Here is a 20,440-nt window from a genome sequence, read left to right on the forward strand (position 1 = left end):
TATCAAAAATGGCTGTCCATACCGCTGCTCACCACTCGAGTGGGCAAGTTTTACCCTTCCGTGAATCGTTGCTGGCGATGCTCGGCATTTCCTTCGTCACGATGCTGGTCGCGCTCGACCAGACCGTGGTGGGCACCGCTTTGCCCACCATCGTGTCGGAGCTGAAAGGTTTCGAGCTGTACGCGTGGGTCGCCACGTCGTACTTGCTCACCTCGGTGATCACTGTGCCGATCTTCGGCCGGCTCGGCGATTATTACGGGCGCAAACCGTTCGTGATCGCATCGATCATCGTGTTCACCGCGGCGTCGGTGTTATGCGGCGCCGCCAACAACATGCTGTTTCTCGTGCTCGCGCGCGGTCTGCAGGGCATCGGCGGCGGCATGCTGGTCGGCACCGCGTTCGCCAGCATTCCCGATCTCTTTCCCGACTCGGTTGTGCGCCTGCGCTGGCAGGTGCTGATGAGTTCGGCGTTCGGCATTGCGAATGCGGTGGGTCCGTCGCTCGGCGGTTTTCTCACGCAGTACTACGGCTGGCGCTCGGTGTTCTATGTAAATCTGCCGGTCGGCCTGCTGTCGCTGTTTTTCGTCTGGCGCTTCCTGCCGCATTTGCGGCACGTCGAGCACGAAGGCAAGATGCGGCTCGATTGGCCCGGCGCGTTGCTGATTGCGGTGTCGCTCGGCTCGTTGCAATTGTTCGTCGAGTTGTTGCCGAAACATGGCGTCACCTTCGGCGCGTTCGCGCTGCTGGCGTTGAGCGTCGCGTCGGCGTACGCGCTGTGGCAGTGGGAAAAGCGCTGCCCGACCGCGATTCTGCCGGTCGATATGTTCCGCAACCGCAGTCTCGCTGCGCTGTTCACGCTGGCGGTGCTCGGCGGCTTCACGATGTTCTCGCTGCTGTTCTACGCGCCGTTACTGTTCCAGGGCGGCTTCGGTATGTCGCCGAAAGAAGCGGGGCTCGTCATTACGCCGCTCGTCGTGTTCATCACGGTCGGCAGTATTGCGAACGGGCGGATCGTCTCGCGCGTGCGTAATCCGAATCTGATGCTGTACGTTGGCTTCGCGCTAGTGGCGCTTTCGTGCCTCGGCGTGGTCGTCGCCACGCGTTCGATGCCGCAATGGATGCTGATGTCGTTCATGGTTCTCGGCGGCCTTGGTCTCGGTTTTGTGATGCCGAACCTGACGATCTTCGCGCAGCAGACGGCCGGCCGCGAGCACCTCGGCATCGCTACGGCGCTGCTGCAGTCGCTGCGGATGATCGGCGGGATGATCGGCACGGCGCTCACCGGCACGCTGGTCACCCACATGTACGCGAGCGGCGTGCGCAGCGCGCTGGAAAACGATCACGCGACCCAGTGGTTCGCCGATCTGGGCGACCCGCAAATCCTCATCAATCGCGATGCGCAAACCACCTTGCTCGGTCAGTTGACGCATGCCGGCCACAACGGTGCGATGCTGCTGGAAACCGCGCGCGAGGCGCTGGTCGCGGCGATTCATCTGGGTCTGGCGCTGGCGGCGATCATCGCGGTGGTGTCAGTGTGGCAAAGCCGCCGTGTGCCGCCGATCAAGCTCCAGCGCAAGCTCGAGCCGGTGATTCACGCGGACTGAATTTTTCGACTTACCGTTTTACTGACACATCATGGAAGAACAGGACCGCGTCGCCGTCGTGCAGCAATTCGGCCGCACTTATCGGGCGTTCATGTCGGCATTCGAGGCGCACGTCGGCCATCCGTTGCCGCGCTGGCGCATTCTGCTGGCGCTGCACGAACAGGCTGGCGAGTCGTCGCAGAAGCGGCTGGTCGAGCGCTTGCGTGTCGATCCGGGCGCGCTCACGCGGCAATTGAAAACGCTGGAAGGGCTCGGCTGGATTGCCCGCAGTATGGATACGCGCGATAACCGCGTGACCAATGTGCGTCTGACCGAAGCGGGGTTTTCGGCGACCGAAGCCAGCATGCCGCGTCGTAATGCATTTCTGCACGACACGATGGCCGGGTTGCCGGACGACGCGCTGGCGGCGCTGTCGGGCGCGTTGAAGATGCTGGAAGTGCGGATCGGCGAAGTGGCGGCCACGACCAGCGCCGGCGCTGGCAGCGCCGCGGCTACGCAAGCGCCCGAAGCGGCGGGCGCCGGCCCCGAGCGCCAGGTCCAGGCGAGCACGCCGTCGTGACGAGCGGCGCGCCACCGCGCGTTGAGCGCGCCGTTTTCAACGTCGTCAGAAGAACGTTTCGATCACCTCGGTGACGCGATACGACGGATCGACCACCAGCACCTGACGCCACTTATCGAATGTCAGGCACGGGTGGGAGATGTCGAACGCGATCATGTCGCCCACCTTCAGATCGGCGCCGGCGGGAATCCGCAAATACGCGTGCTGATCCATCAAGCCGAAAATCTCCCAGCCTTCGCTGGCGGCAATATCGCGCGGCGCCTCGGTGCCCGGACGATAGTGGCGCGCCGGTTCCGGCATGCCCGCGTCGAAAGCGGAATCGCGCTTGCCTAGACCGATGATCGCGCGATCCGGTTCCGGAATCGATTGCACATACGCCCACAGTTGCAGCGCCGGCAGCAAGCCTTCGCCCATTTTCTTCGCGACCGGATTGCGCGCGAAGATGTCCGTCTGCGCTTTGCGGTAGATGCCGACGTCATGGGTCAGATAGCAGCCGGGGCGCAGTACGACTTCGACCTTGCCGGTTTCCGACGCCTTCACGAATTCTTCCGCGACCACGTCGTACCAGGCCGAACCCGCACCTGACAGGACGGCCGGCGTGCGGGCAAAACGGCCTTCATCGACGAGCGCGCGCGTGACGGCAACGGCGCTCTGCAGAAACTCGCGCACTTCGTGTTCTTCTTTCAGCACGCCTTCATACAACTCGACGCCCGCCAGCTTCAACACGTCCGGATAGCGCGCGATCGCTTCGAGCACCGCGTTGCGCTGTGCTTCATCGCGTACGCCGGTGCGGCCGCCCGGCACGCCGAGTTCGAGTAGCACCTGCAGCGATTTGCGCACCGACGTGAAGAACTTGCCCAACTGCTCGACGCCTTCAACCGAATCGACGAGGCAAAAGAACTCGAAATCGGGATCGCTCAACAACTCGGCGACCATCATCATGTTGTGGCGGCCGACCAACTGGTTGGCCATCAACACCCGCGAAACGCCGCCGTGATACGCCGCGCGCACCTGATGCGCGGTGGCGAGCGTGATGCCCCATGCGCCGGTTTCGAGCTGACGGCGAAATAGTTGCGGCGACATCGTCGTTTTGCCGTGCGGCGCGAGTTTGACGCCGTACTCGGCGACGAATGCCTGCATCCACTTCAAGTTGTGTTCTACGCGGTCCGCGTACAGTACCGCGGCGGGCAGACTCACGTCTTCGTTCAGCAGATTCCACTCGAGGCGCGCGGCATCCGTCAGTTGGATGCTGGTGCCTGGAACCATGCCCAAGCCCTTGCTATAAGGATCAATCGTTGCGCCCTGATAGTTTGTAACTTTCATGTCTCCCTGCTCCATCGTCCGGTTAAATTGAATCAAAGTTGACTTTACTATGTTACCGAAAGTACGATGGATGCAGAAATGTTATTTAGTACCACGACTTGCGCGGCCATGCTCACGGGCGGCCGTGCGGGCATCGCACCGTCTGCAATGAACTCTACTGCCGAACCGCTGGCTTTCGACATCGTCGCGCGCATTGCCGAATGCGCGCCGGAATTGCGCTCGGCCGAGCGTAAGGTCGCCGCGCTGATTCTCGACGATCTGACCGGTGCATCGCGCGCCAGCATCGGCGCGCTCGCGCAGCAAGCGGAGGTGAGCGTGGCGACCGTGACGCGCTTTGCCAAGGCGGTAGGTTGCCGCGACGTGCGGGAGCTGAAACTGCGGCTCGCCCAGGCGGCCGCGGTCGGCCAGCGCTTTCTGCAAGCGGGCGGTCCCACGGACACCCCCGAGCCGATTGCCACCCGCGTGTTCGACGAAGTGCAGACCGCGCTTACTCATAACCATCAATTGCTGCGCCAGGCGCCGCTCACTGAAGCCGCAGCCGCATTACGCGCCGCGCGGATGATCTACGTGTTCGGCATGGGCGGCGGTTCGACCGCGCTCGCCGACGAGATGCGTTTCAGACTGGTACGCCTTGGCCGGCCCGTTGCGACCTATCAGGACGGCCTGTTGCAGCGTATGGTGGCGAGCACGGTATCGCGCGAGTGCGTCGTGATCGCGCTGTCGACAACGGGCCGTGTGCCGGAGATGGTCGAGAACTGCCGGATCGCGCGCAGCTACGGCGCGACCGTGATTGCGCTGACTGCACCAGCTTCATCGCTCGCAAAACTGGCCGATTGGGTGATTCCGATCGTCGCGTTTGAGACCGATTTCATTTACAAGCCGTCGTCGTCGCGCTACGCGATGATGATGGCGCTCGATGTACTCGTCACCGAACTTGCCGTCAGTCAGGGTGACGAGAGCCGAGAATTGCTGCGCCGCATGAAGCACGCGCTCGACGCGCACCGTGGCGGTGGCGATCGACAACCGTTAGGAGACTGATCCATGCATTCGCATCCCGAAGCCGCCGATACGCTGATCGTCGGCGCGCAGCTGTATGACGGCACGGGCGCACCGCCGCTCGAACGCGACGTCGCGATCCGCGACGGCCGCATCGCGGCGATCGGCAATCTGTCGAACTGGCTTGCCGAAGAGGTGGTCGAGGCCAATGGCCGCGCGCTGGCGCCGGGTTTCATCGACGTTCATACGCATGACGACACGCACGTGATCCGTTCGCCGCAAATGCTGCCGAAGATCACCCAGGGCGTGACGACGGTGATCGTCGGCAACTGCGGGATCAGTGCGTCGCCGGTTGCGTTGAAGGGCGATCCGCCCGATCCGATGAACCTGCTCGGCGAGCGCGACGCGTTCCGGTATCCGACCTTTGCTGAATACGTAAAAGCGGTCAACGCCGCGCGGCCCGCGGTGAATGTCGGCGCGCTGATTGGGCATACGGCATTGCGCAGCAACCAGATGGACCGGCTGGATCGCGCGGCGACGCCGCAGGAAATCGAAGGCATGCGCGCGCAACTCGAAGAGGCGCTGTCGAATGGCGCGTTGGGCCTTAGCTCGGGGCTCGCATACGGTTCCGCGTTTTCCGCGCCGACCGAAGAAGTGATGGCGCTGGCCGAGCCGCTCGCCGCCGCCGGCGCGCTATACACGACGCACATGCGCACCGAGTTCGACGCGATTCTCGACGCAATGGACGAAGCGTATCGGGTCGGGCGTCACGCCCATGTGCCGGTGGTGATATCGCATCTGAAGTGCGCGGGGCCGTCGAATTGGGGGCGTAGCGAGGAGGTGCTGAAGTCGCTGGAGGGCGCGCGGCGCATGCAGCCGATTGGTTGCGACTGTTATCCGTATAACCGCAGTTCGTCGACGCTCGATCTGAAGCAGGTGACGGGCGACATCGACATCACGATTACGTGGTCGGAGCCCCATCCGGAGATGGCGGGCAAGCTGGTGAAGGAGATTGCCGCCGAGTGGGGCGTCACGCAGCAGGAGGCGGGCAAGCGCTTGCAGCCGGCGGGCGCGGTGTATCACAACATGTCCGAGGACGACGTGCGGCGGATTCTGTCGCATCCCGCGACGATGGTCGGGTCCGATGGTTTGCCGAACGATCCGTTGCCGCATCCACGGTTATGGGGCGCGTTTCCGCGCGTGCTGGGGCATTACGTGCGCGATGCCGGTTTGTTGCCGCTGGAAGAGGCGGTGCGCAAGATGACCAGTTTGTCGGCGCGGCGGTTTGGTTTGGCGCAGCGTGGCGAGGTGCATATCGGCTATCACGCGGATCTGGTGTTGTTCGACCCGGCGCGGGTTCGCGATGCCGCGACGTTTGAGAAGCCGCAGCAAGCGGCTGACGGGATTGATGCGGTGTGGGTGAATGGCGTGTTGTCTTACCGCGATGGAGCGGTGACCGGCGAGCGCGCGGGGCATTTTGTGGCGCGTGGCGCGGCGTCGAAGGGTGATGCGCACGGCGCGTTCTGATTTTTGGCTTTTCTGTTTTCTGATTGATACGGCATGCGGTAGCGGCGTTGCTCGCGCATGCTGGACTTTTTAAGGAGTTTGATGATGAAGCGATATGGTGTTGAAGGTGGGAAGGGGACCGGTGGTCAGCATATGCCCTTTGCTCGGGCTGTCGAAGCGGATGGCTGGTTGTTCGTTTCCGGACAGACGCCGATGGAAAATGGCGAAGTCATCAATGGTGGGATTGTTGAGCAATCGCACAAGGCGATTCAGAACGTTTTCGCTATTCTGAAAGAAGCCGGGTATGGGGCGGAGCATGTCGTCCGATGTGGAGTGTGGCTCGATGATCCCCGCGATTTCGCTTCTTTTAATAAGGTTTTTCGGGAGTATTTTGGGGAGAATCCGCCGGCGAGAGCTTGTGTGGTGTCTTCCATGGTGATTGATTGTCGGGTTGAGGTTGACTGCGTGGCTTATAAGAAACCTGCGGTTTGAGGTTTTCTTTGTTCGCCGTAGGCGGTGATTAGGGTTTTTGCCTTCGCGGCGCTTTGGTCTGTGTGCCTGCGGTGTTGGCCTTTCCTTGATTTGTTAGTGGTCTATTAGCTTCGCCCCTGTGCGGGGCAGGCACTTACTTTCTTTGCCGCCGCAAAGAAAGTAAGCAAAGAAAGCGGCTTCACACCGCTAATTCTTAAGCGGGTTTCCTGGCTTGGAGGGGGGAGTGGAACATCTGGAATCGGTGTTCCCGCACACTCCGCGCTGGTGACAAGGCCGTCATACTTCCGGCGGCGCTGCGCGCGCCGTGGCGGTACTTCTCAAAACCAGTGGGGCGTACGGGTTTCCCGCATCATTCTTCCCGCTTCATACTGCGTGCTCGCCGGAATGGTCTGCCAGAGAAACCCGTGGCTTTGTTTGTGCGCGGTGGGGGCCATCGGCTTCGCCTCGGCGAGGCGCCGATGTGATTTGCGGCTTGCTGGAAAAGTAACGCCCAGCTGTTAACTCGGCGGGACGCAGAAGCTACGGCTCGATGAGTATCGCGGCGGTCGCCTTAGCGTGGCGCGGAAACGACCGGATGGTTTAGTGAAGTAACACCAAGCGCCGAAACCGCCGGCCGGTTTGGTGAAGTACCGCTACGGCGCGCGCAGCGCCGCCGGAAGCATGACTGCCTTGTCACCGGCGCGGAGTGCGCGAGAACACCGATTCCAGATGTTCCACTACCTCCTCCAAGCCAGGGGACCCGCTTCAAAGTTAGCGGTGTGAAGCCGCTTTCTTTGCTTACTTTCTTTGCGGCGGCAAAGAAAGTAAGTGCCTGCCCCGCACAGGGGCGACGCTAATAGACCACTAACAATTCAAGGAAAGGCCAACGCCGCAGGCGTACAGACAATAGCGCCGCGCAGGCAAACAAAAACCCTAATCACCGCCTGAGGCGAACAAACAAAGACTACTGCCGGGCCAACCGCATATTGTCCGGCATAGGCAAATTAAAATTCGTCCGGAAAGGATTAATATCAAGCCCACCACGCCGCGTGTAGCGGGCATAAACAGCCAACTTAACCGGCCGGCAGGCCTTGAGAACATCAATAAAAATCCTCTCGACACACTGCTCATGAAACCCGGTGTGATTCCGATAGGAGATGATGTACCTCAGCAAGCCTGCATGATCAATCTGCGGTCCAACGTAATGAATCTGTACGCTACCCCAGTCAGGTTGCCCAGTCACCGGACAATTCGACTTCAATAAATTAGAAATCAAAGTCTCCTCAACCGGCGCCTCATCGAGCGCGGCCTTCAGCAATGAAGCGTCAGGCTGATAAACATCGGTATCCAGATCGAGCCGGTCCAGCGACAGCCCTTCAAACTCTTCCATCTGCAACTTGCCGAACGCATACGGCGCAGCCAGATGAACAGAAACAGACGCGCCGCAAGAAGCGGAAACATCCCGTTTGATCGTCTCCCGCACAATGTCCATCGACTCAAAAGCCGTCTGCGCAAACGACCCCAAATACAACTTGAACGACTTCGACTCGACAATATTGGGCGATTCAGCCGGCACATAAAAAGTAGCCACGGCAATCTGCGGCTTGCCGCGCGCATTCAGCCAGGAAAGCTCGTAAGCATTCCAGATGTCCGTGCCAAAAAAAGGCAACTGCGCGCCGATGCCGATCGCTTCGCGCGCATTCTTGCGCGCAATCGGAAAGAGCAGCGAAGCGTCATATTGTTCGGTGTAAGCAGAAGGCTTACCCAGCGGTGATTGTTCGGGTGTCATGATGCGTTCACAATGCCACTCAGCACGTGCCCCGTCGCCGTCACGACGCGAGCCGATTCGCAGTGGCCAATTTGGTCGTCGAAGAAAAAGTCCGGCTCGAACTCGCGCAGAAATGCGCTCTTGTCGAGGCCGCCGAGGAACATCGCTTCGTCGATTTCGATGTTCCACGCCATCAATGTGCGGATCGCGCGTTCATGCGCGGGCGCGGAACGCGCCGTCACCAATGCCGTACGAATATGCATCGGCGCGGCTTCGTCCGCGAGTTTCTGCAGCCGGTGCAGCGCTTCGAGCAACGGCTTCAAAGGCCCGTCCGCCAGCGGCAAATCCTTGTTGTGAATCTCATGGCCGACGAACGCCCGCAGGCCATCCTTCTGAAACACGCGCTCGGCTTCGTCGGAAAACAACACGGCGTCGCCGTCGAATGCGATCCGGATTTCGTCGGGATACTTGCTCGCCATTTTCGCCGATTCGGGCAACACGCGCGCCGCCGGGAAACCAGCGGCCAGTGCGTCACGCACATCGTCCTGATTCGCAGACAAAAACAGCGACGCGTTCAGCGGCTTCAGATAGCCAAACGGCGCCCGCCCACGCGTAAAGACGCCTCGCTCGATCGCTAACCCGTGCTCGCGGCACGAATGGAATGCGCGCAATCCGCTGATCGGATCGCTGCGCGACAGGATCACCACTTCGACGCGATGGCCGCCGGCGTTCAACGCCAGCAGCTTGCGTATCAGCGGAAACGCGACGCCCGGTTTCGCAGGCACGGCCAGCCGGTCGCGCTGCAACGCTTCATACGCGCGCAGGTCGCCGTCCTCGTACACGCGGTTCTCTTCCTCGAAGTCGAACAGCGCGCGCGACGAGATTGCCACCACCAGTTTGTCGGCAAGCGAAAGAGCCATCTGCGCGTTTCAGTCCAAAAAATCAGGCGAGGAACAAGCGATACACCGGGTTGCCGGTCTCTTCCCAGTACGGATAACCGAGCGTCGCAAGAAAGCGCTCGAACTCGCCGTTCCCGCTTTCCGGCACCTGAATGCCGACCAGAATCGAGCTGTAGTCCGCGCCCTGGTTACGGTAGTGGAACAGGCTGATATTCCAGTTCGGCGCCATCGACGACAGGAACTTCATCAGCGCGCCCGGCCGCTCCGGAAACTCGAAGCGGAACAGCCGCTCATCGTGCGCGAGCGGCGAACGGCCGCCGACCATATAGCGGATGTGCTGCTTCGAGAGCTCATCGAAAGTCAGATCGACGGTGGCAAAGCCGTGCGCTTCGAACGCGCCCGCGATCTGCGCGGATTCGCTGCGATTCCGGATCTGCACGCCGACGAAGATATGCGCGGAATTCGCGTCCGCGATCCGGTAGTTGAACTCGGTCACGCTGCGCGTGCCGACCAGCTCGCAGAAGCGCCGGAAGCTGCCGCGCTCTTCGGGGATCGTCACGGCGAACACCGCTTCGCGCGCTTCACCGACCTCGGCCCGCTCGGCGACGAAACGCATCCGGTCGAAGTTCATATTGGCGCCGGACGTGATCGCGATCAGCGTCTGGTTCTCGATGCCCTCGCGCTCGGCATACTGCTTCGCGCCGGCTACGGCGAGCGAGCCGGCGGGCTCCAGCACGCTGCGGGTGTCCTGGAACACGTCCTTGATCGCCGCGCACAGTGCATCGGTATTCACGAGCAGCACGTCGTCGAGATATTCGCGGCACAGGCGGAAGGTTTCCTCGCCGACCAGCTTCACCGCCGTGCCGTCCGAAAACAGACCGACTTCATTCAGCGTGACACGCTCGCCGGCTTTCAGCGACGCCGCCATCGCGCACGAATCGTCCGTCTGCACGCCGATCACCTTGATCTCCGGGCGCACCGATTTCACATACGCGGCCACGCCTGCCGCCAGTCCGCCGCCGCCGATCGGCACGAAGATCGCGTGGATCGGTCCCTGATGCTGGCTGAGGATCTCCATCGCGACCGTGCCCTGGCCGGCGATCACATACGGATCGTCGAACGGATGCACGAAGGTCAGCCCGCGCGCGTCCTGCAGCGTGACGGCGTGCGCATACGCATCGCTATACGACTCACCGAACTGCACCACTTCGACAGTCGGCCCGCCATGCGCGCGCACCGCATCGACCTTCACCTGCGGAGTGGTCACCGGCACGACGATGATCGCCTTCACGCCCAGGCGCGCCGCCGACAGCGCCACGCCCTGCGCATGATTGCCCGCCGACGCGGTAATCACCCCGCGCTCCAGCGCCCCGGCCGGAATATGCGCCATCTTGTTGTACGCGCCGCGCACCTTGAAGGAGAACACCGGCTGGTTGTCCTCGCGCTTCAGGTAGACGGGATTGCGCAACCGTGCCGACAGATTCGGCGCACGTTCGAGTTCGGTCTCGCGGGCTACGTCGTAGACGCGCGCGGTCAGGGTTTTCTTCAGGTAGTCGTGGGAAGCCATGCGGGTGGCGCGGTGCGCTTTGCGAGACGGGAAAGCGTCAATGATAGCGCCAACGGTGCGCTCCCTGACCTTCAGCGCATCGCCCGGCGCCTCGGATGGAGACCCGCCCGACCGTTCGGTCGGAAAATTCGCCGCAGGCACTGCCAGGCATCGTCCGACAGGAAAGCGCCCAAAGCCCCGCCACAGCCCGGATTTCACGCGTCAACGCGCAGCTGGATCATGCGGTAGAATTCCATTTTGGAATAAGGATCGGAAGATGCACTGGCAGCCTCGGATCGCCCATTTGATGCCCGCCCCGCGTGAGTCTCGCCCCGCGGCGGAGCGTCACGTCCGCCAGGCACGATCGTGTAGCTGTCTCTGAGCGCCGCGAAGCGACTGATGTGGGTAGACCGTCGGTCGTGCTTCGCTCCACAAGAAAATTTCCAGCATTGCGCACCACGCGCACCGTCAGCCGGCGCCTCGTCTATGAGCCCGCCGGGTTGACCCACCGAGTCGTCCGAACATGAACGCACCTCAAAGTTTCGATCCGCACGGGGCCGCCGCCGCGGTGGCCGCCGATCCCGAAGCGCGTCTGCGCGAAATCCCCTATAACTACACGTCGTTTTCCGATCGCGAAATCGTCATCCGTCTGCTCGGCGACGAAGCCTGGGCGGCTTTGGCCGAACTGCGCGCGGAACGCCGCACCGGCCGCTCGGCGCGGATGCTGTACGAAGTACTCGGCGACATCTGGGTGGTGCGCCGCAATCCTTACCTGCAAGACGACCTGCTCGACAATCCGAAGCGCCGCGCGCTGCTGATCGAGGCGCTGCATCATCGTCTCTCAGAGATCGAGAAGCGCCGTCGCGCCGATCTGGTCGAGCACGGCGATGCAGCAGGCGTCGACCGGGCCGCTCGGGTCGAAACGCTGGTCACGGCCGCGCGCCGCGCCGTCGACGATTTCGAGACCGAATTCCAGAAGACGACCGATCTGCGCCGCCGCACGAACAAGGTGTTGGGCCGCGTCACGGAAAAAGACAACATCAAGTTCGACGGTTTGTCCCGGGTGTCGCATGTGACCGACGCGACCGACTGGCGCGTCGAGTACCCGTTCGTCGTGCTGACGCCGGATACCGAAGCCGAGATCGCCGGCATGATCAAGGCGTGTTTCGAACTTGGCCTGACCGTGATTCCGCGCGGAGGCGGCACGGGCTACACGGGCGGCGCGGTGCCGCTTACGCCGTTCTCGGCCGTTATCAACACCGAAAAGCTCGAACAGCTCGGCGCGGTCGAATTGACCGTGCTGCCGGGCGTCGAGCGCAAAGTGCCGACGATTTTCTCCGGCGCGGGCGTCGTCACCCGCCGTGTGACCGAAGCGGCCGAACAGGCAGGCTACGTGTTCGCGGTCGATCCGACTTCGCTCGACGCATCGTGTGTCGGCGGCAATGTCGCGATGAACGCGGGCGGCAAGAAGGCGGTGTTGTGGGGCACGGCGCTCGATAACCTCGCCTGGTGGCGCATGGTCGACCCGGAAGGGAACTGGCTCGAAGTCACGCGTCTGGACCATAACCTCGGCAAGATCCACGACATCGAAGTCGCGCGTTTCGAACTGAAATGGTTCGACGGCAACTACGCACCGGGCGAAAAGCTGCTGCGCACGGAAGCGCTCGACATCAAAGGCCGCGTGTTCCGCAAGGAAGGGCTCGGCAAGGACGTCACCGACAAATTCCTCGCCGGCCTGCCGGGCGTGCAGAAGGAAGGCTGCGACGGTCTGATCACGTCGGCGCGCTGGGTGCTGCACAAGATGCCGGCGCACACGCGCACGGTCTGCCTCGAATTCTTCGGCCAGGCGCGCGAAGCGATTCCGAGCATCGTCGAAATCAAGGATTACCTGTTCGAAACGTCGAAGCAGGGCGGCGCGATTCTCGCCGGCCTCGAACACCTCGACGAGCGCTATCTGCGCGCGGTCGGCTACGCGACCAAGAGCAAGCGCAACGCGTTTCCGAAGATGGTGCTGATCGGCGACATCGTCGGCGACGATGCCGATGCGGTCGCGCAGGCCACCTCGGAAGTCGTGCGGATGGCCAACGGCAAGAGCGGCGAAGGTTTCGTCGCGGTCAACGCCGAGGCGCGCAAGCGTTTCTGGCTCGACCGCAGCCGTACCGCCGCGATCGCGAAGCACACCAACGCGTTCAAGATCAACGAAGACGTGGTGATCCCGCTCGACCGGATGGGCGAGTACACCGACGGCATCGAGCGCATCAACATCGAGCTGTCGATCAAGAACAAGCTGCAACTGGTCGACGCGCTGGAAGCGTTCTTCAAGGGCGGCAAGCTGCCGCTCGGCAAGAGCGACGACGCCAATGAAATCCCGAGCGCCGAGCTGCTCGAAGATCGCGTCCAACAGGCGCTCGATCTGCTGAAGAAGGTGCGCGCGCGTTGGGAATTCCTGCGCGACAAGCTCGACCTGTCGTTGCGCGAGGCGCAGCATTATCTGGTCGGCCTCGGCTACGAAGGGCTGGCGGAGAAGTTCGCCGATCGCGTGGACGCGCAGCCGGACGCAACCGTGTTCCATGTCACGCAGGACCGTACGATCCGCGTGTCGTGGAAGGCGGAGATCCGTGCCGAACTGAGGCAGATCTTCAACGGCGGCGAGTTCAAGCCGATCCTCGACGAAGCCCAGGCGATCCACAAGCAGGTGCTGCGTGGCCGCGTGTTCGTCGCGCTGCACATGCACGCGGGCGACGGCAACGTGCACACGAACCTGCCGGTCAACTCCGACAACTACGAGATGCTGCAGGACGCCCACACGGCGGTCGCGCGCATCATGAAGCTGGCGCGTTCGCTCGACGGCGTGATTTCCGGCGAGCACGGCATCGGTATTACGAAACTCGAATTCCTCACCGAAGACGAGATCGGCGAATTCCGCGCTTACAAGCAGCGCGTCGATCCGCATGGCCGCTTCAACGCGGGCAAGCTGCTCGAAGGTGCCGACTTGCGTAACGCCTACACGCCTAGCTTCGGCCTGATGGGCTATGAATCGCTGATCATGCAGCAGTCCGATATCGGCGCGATTTCCGATTCGATCAAGGACTGTTTGCGTTGCGGCAAGTGCAAGCCGGTGTGCGCGACCCATGTGCCGCGCGCGAACCTGCTGTACAGCCCGCGCAACAAGATTCTCGCAACGTCCTTGCTGGTCGAGGCGTTCCTGTACGAAGAGCAGACCCGCCGCGGCGTGTCGATCAAGCACTGGGACGAGTTCAACGACGTCGCCGATCACTGCACCGTCTGTCACAAATGCGTGACGCCGTGCCCGGTGAAGATCGACTTCGGCGACGTGACGATGAACATGCGCAACCTGCTGCGCAAGATGGGCAAGAAGAAGTTCAATCCGGGCAACGCAGCCGGCATGTTCTTCCTGAACGCCACCAATCCGCAGACCATCAACCTCGCGCGCACCGCGATGATGGGGATCGGCTACAAGGCGCAGCGCCTCGGCAACGACGTGCTGAAGAAGTTCGCGAAGAAGCAGACGGCGCACCCGCCGGCGACGGTCGGCAAGCCGCCGGTCACGCAGCAGGTGATCCACTTCATGAACAAGAAGATGCCGGGCAATCTGCCGAAGAAAACGGCGCGCGCGTTGCTCGACATCGAAGACAACAAGATCGTGCCGATCATCCGCAATCCGAAGACGACCACCGCCGATACGGAAGCGGTGTTCTACTTCCCGGGTTGCGGCTCGGAGCGGCTCTTCTCGCAAGTGGGTCTGGCTACGCAAGCAATGTTGTGGGAAGCGGGCGTGCAAACCGTGCTGCCGCCGGGCTATCTGTGCTGCGGCTATCCACAGCGCGGCTCGGGCCAGTTCGACAAGGCCGAGAAGATCGTCACCGATAACCGCGTGCTGTTCCACCGCGTCGCGAATACGCTGAACTACCTCGACATCAAGACGGTGGTGGTGTCGTGCGGCACGTGTTACGACCAGCTCGCGGGCTATGAATTCGAGAAGATCTTCCCGGGTTGCCGGATCATCGACATCCACGAGTTTCTGCTGGAGAAAGGCATCAAGCTCGAGGGCGTGAGCGGCATGCGCTACATGTATCACGACCCGTGCCACACGCCGATCAAGACGATGGATCCGGTCAAGCTCGTTAATGAACTGATGGGCTCGGAAAAAGACGGCTACAAGATCGAGAAGAACGATCGCTGCTGTGGCGAATCCGGCACACTCGCAGTGACGCGCCCGGACATTTCGACGCAAGTCCGTTTCCGCAAGGAAGAAGAAATCCGCAAGGGCGCTGCCAGGTTGCGCGACATTCCGTTGGTCGCCGAAGGTGCGGCGGGTGCGTCGAACAACGGTTCGGCGCTCAAGGCTGGCGACGGTTCGCAGCCGAAGGGCACCACCGACGTGAAGATCCTGACGAGCTGCCCGTCCTGCCTGCAAGGTCTGTCGCGCTATAACGAAGACACGAACACCGAGGCGGACTACATCGTCGTCGAGATGGCGCGTCACGTGCTCGGCGAAGACTGGATGGCGGATTACGTCCAACGGGCGAACAATGGCGGAATCGAGCGCGTGCTGGTCTAATGGCACCACCGACGATTTCTGCCTGAGGACGACGATGGACTGTGTTTTTTGCCGCGAAGAAGGCGGCGACGTGCTCTGGCAGGACGACACCCTGCGTGTCGTCCTAGCCGACGAACACGATTACCCGGGCTTCTGCCGGGTGATCTGGAACAGGCACGTAGCCGAGTTTTCCGATCTTGCCGGAAACGACCGCGATCGCGTGATGCGGGCCGTGTATGCGGTCGAACGTGCGATGCGGCGCATCATGCAGCCGGTCAAAGTGAATCTGGCGAGCCTCGGCAACCAGGTGCCGCACGTGCATTGGCATGTGATTCCGCGTTTTTCGAACGACGCGCATTTCCCCCTGCCAATCTGGGCGCCGCGGCAACGCACGGTATCCGAAGCATTGTTGTCGTCGCGCCGCGCGCAGGCTACCTTGCTGCGCGATGCGGTGCGCCAGGAAATCGAACAAGCTCTTGGTTGAGCGCCCCCAAACCTGACGCTTCGCGCCAGGCCCCCCGAGGGGGCAAGAAAACTTGGGGCGGCCCGGCGTTTTCTTATGAGGTCATCATGAGTGGACTGACTCCCGATACCCCGGTGCCGACCGGTGTGGTCGTGCATTCCAAGTCGCGCGTGCTCGAACTGCAATACGTCAACGGCGAAACGTATCGTGTGCCGTTCGAACTGCTGCGTGTGTATTCGCCGTCGGCGGAAGTGATGGGCCATGGGCCCGGTCAGGAAACTTTGCAGACCGGTAAGCGCGACGTGACGATTACGATGATCGAAGGCGTCGGCAACTACGCGTTGCAGCCGACTTTCTCCGATGGCCATGCCACCGGTCTCTATTCCTGGGACCTGTTGTACGACCTTGCAGTCCGTCAGGATGAACTCTGGCGCGCCTATCTCGCCAAACTGGAAGCGGCCGGCGTCGACCGCGATGCGCCCATGACGCCATCCGGCGCTGCGCACGGGCACTGTCACTGATACGATTCGCCCTGATCGCCGCACTGATGCGGCGCAACATTTCAGAATACGCGAAAGGACAAGCGCGATGAGCAAAACCCACTTCGGCTTTCAATCGGTCGACGAACAGGAAAAAGCGCAGAAGGTGGCGGGCGTGTTTCACTCGGTTGCCGCTAACTATGACTTGATGAACGACCTGATGTCGGGCGGGTTGCACCGGGCGTGGAAGATGTTCACGATCGCCCAGGCGAATGTGCGGCCGGGCTTCAAGGTGCTCGATATCGCTGGCGGCACGGGCGATCTGTCCAAGGCGTTCGCCAAACAGGCGGGCGGAACCGGCGAAGTCTGGCACACCGACATCAACGAATCGATGCTGCGCGTGGGCCGCGACCGCCTGCTGGACAAGGGCGTGATCACGCCGGCGCTGCTCTGCGACGCTGAAAAGATCCCCTTTCCGGACAATTACTTCGATGTGGTCACCGTGGCATTCGGCTTGCGCAACATGACGCACAAAGATGTCGCGCTGGCGGAAATGCGCCGCGTGCTGAAACCGGCCGGCCGTCTGCTGGTGCTGGAGTTCTCGAAGGTGTGGGATCCGCTCAAAAAGGTCTACGACGTCTATTCTTTTAAGGTGTTGCCGTGGCTCGGCGACCGCTTTGCGAAAGACGCCGAGAGCTACCGTTACCTGGCGGAATCGATCCGGATGCATCCGGACCAGGAAACTTTAAAAACAATGATGGAACAAGCGGGCCTGGACGGCGTCAAATATTACAATTTGTCAGCTGGCGTGGTAGCTTTACACGTGGGGACCAAATACTAGGGTCCCTAACCCATCGTTTTTTAAAGGAAAGTACGAAAATGTCCGATTCAGGTGTGTTATCTCCCCGTAAGGTTTCGAGGTCGTTGGTGAGAAGAATCGGACTGATCGCGATGGTCGGTCTGATCATGGCCGGCTCTCTCGCCTCGCTCGATGCCGAAGCACGCCGCATGGGCGGCGGCCGCAGCATTGGCCGTCAGTCGAATACGGTTCAGCAGCAATCTGCGCCGACGCAACCGTCCCAAAGCAATCAGGCGATGCAGCAGCGTGCGCAGACGGCTCCGGCGCCCGCGCCTACGCCGGCCGCACAGCCTAACCGCTCACGCTGGCTCGGCCCGATCGCCGGTCTTGCGGCCGGTCTCGGCATCGCTGCCTTGTTGTCGCACTTCGGTCTTGGCGGCGCGTTTGCCGGCGCCATGGCCAACATCATCGTGATCGCCGTGATCGCGATGATCGGTATCTGGCTGATCCGCCGCTTCATGGGCCGCAAGCGCGATGCGGCGCAACCGGCTTACGCGGGCGGCTCGCCGTCGCTGAACTCGGGCGGCACCGGCTACGCGCAGGAACCGCGCTACAGCGCGCCGCCCACCGGCTCGTACCTCGAACCGCAAGGCAACCCGCTGACCACGCCGTCCATCAACACCGCGCCCCCTGTGCCGGCCGGCTTCGATTCGGAAGCGTTCCTGCGTAACGCCAAGGTGTACTTCGTGCGGTTGCAAGCCGCATGGGACGTCGGCAACATGGAAGACATCCGCGAATTCACGACGCCGGAAATGTTCGCCGAAGTGAAGGTCGACCTGAGCTCGCGCGGTGCGGAGTCGAATCAGACGGACGTGGTGCAACTGAACGCCGAGCTGCTGGGCGTCGAAGAGCGTGCGAACGAGTACTTCGCCAGCGTGCGCTTCTCCGGTTTGATCCGCGAATCGGCGGGTGCGGCGGCTGAGCCGTTCGTCGAAGTCTGGAACCTGTCGAAGTCGAACCGCGCCGGCGAAGGCTGGCTGCTGGCCGGCATTCAGCAGGTGGCACAGCACTAAGACAACGCTAAGGCAGCACCGCTCGTTCTGACTTCGCACAAAGCATTGGCCGTTCGGCATAGCAAGCCGCGAAGCGAACGGACGTTACAATAGGAACCCGCGTGGGCACCTCGCCCGCGCGGGTTTTTTCTTGCCACTTTCAATGACCCTCGCCGCCAAGCCCTTCGCTGCTGCCGTCAATCACCTGCTCGCCCGCGAATCGTGGGCTCGTGAGCGCCTCGCCCCGTACGCGGGCAAAACCGCCAGACTGTCATGTCCGCCGGTGGTGCTGATGCTGCTGGTGCAACCCGATGGCTACCTGAGCGCGGTCGGCGAAACCGAGGCGCAACAGTTCGATGTGACCATCGCGGTGCCGTCCGACGCGCTGCCGGCCTTCGTGCAAGGCGGCCAGGCCGGCGTGATGAAGCACGTGAAGATCGAAGGCGACGCCGAGTTCGCCACTGTGATCGCGAAGCTCGCCGAGCATCTGCGATGGGAGCCGGAAGAGGACCTGGCGAAACTGATCGGCGATGGTCCGGCATGGCGGGTTGCGTCGGTCGTGCGCACGGTCGGCGAACATGCGCGGCGCACCGGCCGCAATCTGCTCGATACGGCCGCCGAATATCTGCTCGATGAGAATCCGCAGTTGGTGCGGCGTGCCGCGCTCGACGATTTCAACGTCGAACTGGCACGTGCCCGCGATGCTTTGGCGCGCGTTGAAAAGCGTCTCGAACGTCTTGAACAGAAGGTCGAAGCCCGCGGCGCCGATGCGTCGGGCGGCGCCGCCACGTTGCGCGGCACGCGCTAGTCACCGGGCTCAACTATGCGTTTTCTGCGTTTCCTCAAGATTTTTTTCACGGTCATCCGCTTCGGTCTCGATGAGATGATGCTCAGCCGCGTCAACGACCGGCGCGTGCGTTTGCTGCTGCGTATCACCACCATCGGCCGCAAGTTCGAACAACCGCCGGGCGTGCGGCTGCGGCTCGCGCTCGAAAGCCTCGGGCCGATCTTCGTCAAGTTCGGCCAGGTGCTGTCCACCCGGCGCGATCTGCTGCCGGTCGATATCGCCAACGAGCTTGCCAAGCTCCAGGATCAGGTGCCGCCGTTCGATTCGGCAGTAGCGATCGGCCTGGTCGAGAAGTCGCTCGGCGCACCGGTCGACGTGCTGTTCGACGACTTCGAGCGGGTGCCGGTGGCGAGCGCGTCGATCGCGCAGGTGCATTTTGCGAAGGTGAAGGCCGGCCAGCACGCGGGCAAGGACGTCGCGGTGAAGGTGCTGCGGCCGAACATGTTGCCGGTGATCGATTCCGATCTGGCGCTGCTGCGCGACATCGCCGTGTGGGCCGAGCGGCTGTGGGCGGACGGCAAGCGTCTGAAGCCGCGCGAGGTGGTCGCCGAGTTCGACAAATACCTGCACGACGAGCTCGACCTGATGCGCGAGGCGGCCAACGGTAGCCAGTTGCGCCGTAACTTCGCCGGCCTCGATCTGCTGCTGGTGCCGGAAATGTACTGGGAGTTCTGCACACCCACCGTGCTAGTGATGGAGCGCATGGTCGGCGTGCCGATCAGCCAGATGGACACGCTGCGCGCGGCGGGCGTCGATATCCCGAAGCTGGCGCGCGAAGGCGTCGAGATCTTCTTCACCCAGGTGTTCCGCGACGGCTTTTTCCATGCCGACATGCACCCGGGCAACATTCAGGTGAGCCTCGATCCGGCGCACTTCGGCCGCTATATCGCGCTTGACTTCGGCATCATCGGCGCGCTGTCGGACTTCGATAAGAACTACCTCGCGCAAAACTTCCTTGCGTTCTTCAAGCGCGACTATCATCGCGTCGCCACGCTGCATCTGGAGTCCGGCTGGGTGCCGCCGACCACCCGCGTCGAAGAACTGGAAAGCGCGATTCGCGCGGTCTGCGAGCCGTATTTCGACCGCGCGCTGAAGGATATTTCGCTCGGGCAGGTGCTGATGCGCCTTTTCTCGACGTCACGCCGCTTTAACGTCGAGATCCAGCCGCAACTGGTGCTGTTGCAAAAAACCATGCTGAACGTGGAGGGGCTCGGCCGCTCGCTCGATCCTGAACTGGATCTGTGGAAGACCGCCAAGCCGTATCTCGAACGCTGGATGAACGAGCAGATCGGTGTGCGCGGCTGGTACGAGCGGCTGAAGATCGAGGCGCCGCAGTGGAGCAAGACGCTGCCGCAGTTGCCGCGCCTGATCCATCACGTGCTGGCCGAGCGTCACGACAACACCCGCGGCGCGAACGACGACATGATTCACCAGATCCTGCTCGAGCAAAGACGTACCAACCGGTTGCTGCAAGGGCTGCTGCTGTTCGGCGTGGCGGTCGGTGTCGGCGCGGTGCTGGCGCGAGCGTTCCTGGCGTTCGCTTACAGCGGTTGATACACACGAGGCA

General features: G+C 62.3%; 16 protein-coding genes. 12 read left to right on the top strand and 4 right to left on the bottom strand.

Features of this window, described 5'->3' with window-relative positions:
• Positions 1 to 8 precede the first annotated feature (8 nt).
• Both AC3WOG_RS02305 and AC3WOG_RS02310 read left to right on the top strand, forming a co-directional pair.
• Entirely contained in the window at positions 9 to 1,604 is a 1,596-nt protein-coding gene (locus tag AC3WOG_RS02305) for an MDR family MFS transporter (protein WP_492576471.1), read from the top strand.
• Between the two features lie 31 nt (positions 1,605 to 1,635).
• Positions 1,636 to 2,163, top strand: a complete 528-nt coding sequence (locus AC3WOG_RS02310; protein WP_492576472.1) for a MarR family winged helix-turn-helix transcriptional regulator — start codon at positions 1,636 to 1,638, stop codon at positions 2,161 to 2,163.
• 45 nt (positions 2,164 to 2,208) lie between these two features.
• On the opposite strand, the gene AC3WOG_RS02315 is transcribed toward AC3WOG_RS02310, so the two are convergent.
• Positions 2,209 to 3,486 (bottom strand): amino acid deaminase, encoded by a 1,278-nt coding sequence (locus tag AC3WOG_RS02315; RefSeq protein WP_492576473.1) that lies wholly within the window; start codon positions 3,484 to 3,486, stop codon positions 2,209 to 2,211.
• 147 nt (positions 3,487 to 3,633) lie between these two features.
• Between AC3WOG_RS02315 and AC3WOG_RS02320 the strand changes: the two genes are divergently transcribed.
• The 3 genes from AC3WOG_RS02320 to AC3WOG_RS02330 all read left to right on the top strand — a co-directional run bounded on the left by AC3WOG_RS02320 (position 3,634) and on the right by AC3WOG_RS02330 (position 6,480).
• Positions 3,634 to 4,524: a MurR/RpiR family transcriptional regulator gene (locus AC3WOG_RS02320; protein WP_492579690.1), complete on the top strand. Its 891-nt coding sequence runs from the start codon at positions 3,634 to 3,636 to the stop codon at positions 4,522 to 4,524.
• A 3-nt stretch (positions 4,525 to 4,527) separates the two neighbouring features.
• The gene (locus AC3WOG_RS02325; RefSeq protein WP_492576474.1) at positions 4,528 to 6,009 is read left to right on the top strand and encodes an N-acyl-D-amino-acid deacylase family protein; all 1,482 of its coding nucleotides are present in this window, start codon (positions 4,528 to 4,530) and stop codon (positions 6,007 to 6,009) included.
• 84 nt (positions 6,010 to 6,093) lie between these two features.
• A complete protein-coding gene (locus AC3WOG_RS02330) occupies positions 6,094 to 6,480 on the top strand; it encodes a RidA family protein (protein ID WP_410838300.1) in 387 nt (128 codons plus the stop codon).
• Positions 6,481 to 7,423: 943 nt separating this feature from the next.
• Here AC3WOG_RS02330 and queF read toward each other — a convergent pair.
• The 3 genes from queF to ilvA are packed head-to-tail and all read right to left on the bottom strand — an operon-like array spanning position 7,424 to position 10,693.
• A complete protein-coding gene (gene queF / locus AC3WOG_RS02335) occupies positions 7,424 to 8,248 on the bottom strand; it encodes an NADPH-dependent 7-cyano-7-deazaguanine reductase QueF (RefSeq protein WP_492576475.1) in 825 nt (274 codons plus the stop codon).
• Positions 8,245 to 9,147 carry a 5'-nucleotidase gene (locus tag AC3WOG_RS02340; RefSeq protein WP_492576476.1) on the bottom strand — a complete coding sequence of 301 codons (903 nt, stop codon included), beginning with the start codon at positions 9,145 to 9,147 and terminating at the stop codon, positions 8,245 to 8,247. Before AC3WOG_RS02340 ends, queF begins: the two co-directional genes overlap by 4 nt.
• A gap of 22 nt (positions 9,148 to 9,169) precedes the next feature.
• A complete protein-coding gene (gene ilvA / locus AC3WOG_RS02345) occupies positions 9,170 to 10,693 on the bottom strand; it encodes a threonine ammonia-lyase, biosynthetic (protein ID WP_492576477.1) in 1,524 nt (507 codons plus the stop codon).
• 502 nt (positions 10,694 to 11,195) lie between these two features.
• On the opposite strand from ilvA, the gene AC3WOG_RS02350 reads away from it, so the two are divergent.
• The 7 genes from AC3WOG_RS02350 to ubiB all read left to right on the top strand — a co-directional run bounded on the left by AC3WOG_RS02350 (position 11,196) and on the right by ubiB (position 20,427).
• Positions 11,196 to 15,254, top strand: a complete 4,059-nt coding sequence (locus AC3WOG_RS02350) for a DUF3683 domain-containing protein (protein WP_492576478.1) — start codon at positions 11,196 to 11,198, stop codon at positions 15,252 to 15,254.
• 34 nt (positions 15,255 to 15,288) lie between these two features.
• Positions 15,289 to 15,717 (top strand): HIT family protein, encoded by a 429-nt coding sequence (locus tag AC3WOG_RS02355; RefSeq protein WP_492576479.1) that lies wholly within the window; start codon positions 15,289 to 15,291, stop codon positions 15,715 to 15,717.
• Positions 15,718 to 15,803: 86 nt separating this feature from the next.
• Positions 15,804 to 16,217, top strand: a complete 414-nt coding sequence (locus AC3WOG_RS02360) for a gamma-butyrobetaine hydroxylase family protein (RefSeq protein ID WP_492576480.1) — start codon at positions 15,804 to 15,806, stop codon at positions 16,215 to 16,217.
• A gap of 67 nt (positions 16,218 to 16,284) precedes the next feature.
• Positions 16,285 to 17,016 carry a bifunctional demethylmenaquinone methyltransferase/2-methoxy-6-polyprenyl-1,4-benzoquinol methylase UbiE gene (gene ubiE / locus AC3WOG_RS02365; protein ID WP_492576481.1) on the top strand — a complete coding sequence of 244 codons (732 nt, stop codon included), beginning with the start codon at positions 16,285 to 16,287 and terminating at the stop codon, positions 17,014 to 17,016.
• A gap of 38 nt (positions 17,017 to 17,054) precedes the next feature.
• The gene (locus AC3WOG_RS02370) at positions 17,055 to 18,047 is read left to right on the top strand and encodes a Tim44 domain-containing protein (RefSeq protein WP_492576482.1); all 993 of its coding nucleotides are present in this window, start codon (positions 17,055 to 17,057) and stop codon (positions 18,045 to 18,047) included.
• Positions 18,048 to 18,189: 142 nt separating this feature from the next.
• On the top strand, positions 18,190 to 18,834 hold the full coding sequence (locus AC3WOG_RS02375; RefSeq protein ID WP_492576483.1) for a ubiquinone biosynthesis accessory factor UbiJ: 645 nt from the start codon (positions 18,190 to 18,192) through the stop codon (positions 18,832 to 18,834).
• A 15-nt stretch (positions 18,835 to 18,849) separates the two neighbouring features.
• Complete coding sequence (gene ubiB / locus AC3WOG_RS02380; protein ID WP_492576484.1) at positions 18,850 to 20,427, top strand: ubiquinone biosynthesis regulatory protein kinase UbiB; 1,578 nt, start codon at positions 18,850 to 18,852, stop codon at positions 20,425 to 20,427.
• Positions 20,428 to 20,440 lie beyond the last annotated feature (13 nt).

Source organism: Paraburkholderia sp. FW306-02-B (genome assembly GCF_058782725.1).